Source organism: Bacillus sp. COPE52 (assembly GCF_003355115.1).
In the GTDB taxonomy this organism is placed as follows: Bacteria; Bacillota; Bacilli; order Bacillales; family Bacillaceae_G; genus Bacillus_A; species Bacillus_A toyonensis.
The window spans coordinates 5804648-5805303 of sequence record NZ_CP031292.1 but is presented as its reverse complement, the minus strand read 5'-3'; the positions used below and the strand labels follow the sequence as shown (position 1 = coordinate 5805303).

Sequence of the window (656 nt, the reverse complement as noted above, 5' to 3'; positions counted from 1 at the left end):
AAAGTAAATTTAAATAAATCAACAGAAGAAATGCAAATTGATCTAAAAGCAGGTGTACCACATAACTACTTTGATAGTACATATGCAAGTATTAAAGTGCAAAACACATTAGGTAAAGTAGTATATAACAAGGAGTTTTATGGGAATAAACAGCAAAATGCTGAAACACAAAAAGTTCCAGTAAAGATCGGCGATTTTATTGAACTTACACATCTAGAAGGCAGAGAGAGGGCAACATTAATAAATTTAGAGAATAATAAACGTGAAAACTTTGATAAAAAAGCAATTTATGAAGTTACAAAGGAAGGCTTAAAGAAAGTAAATCAAATTGTTAATCCGAAACCAGATACGGAAGCTCCCACACAGCCACAAGGATTATATGCAAGCAACCTTACTTCTAACAGTGTAGAGCTAAAATGGAATCCTTCTACAGATAATGTAGGTGTAAAAGAATATCAGGTATTACGTGATGGACAATTGATTCAAACGGTACAAGGAACGACGTTTACTGATCAAAACTTAACAGTTAATAAGGAATATAAATATGCAGTGAAGGCCGTAGATGCAGCTGGCAATACATCAATTCAAAGTAACATTCTTCCGGTAAAAACAAAAGATCAAAATACATCTTATGAGAAATGGGATCCAAAGAAGGC

Annotated in this window: 1 protein-coding gene; it reads left to right on the top strand. The window is 33.1% G+C overall.

The annotated features are described in order from the left end of the window. Positions 1-656 (top strand): putative mucin/carbohydrate-binding domain-containing protein (locus tag DPQ31_RS29085; RefSeq protein WP_315969877.1); only part of this gene is annotated, 656 nt, incomplete at both ends.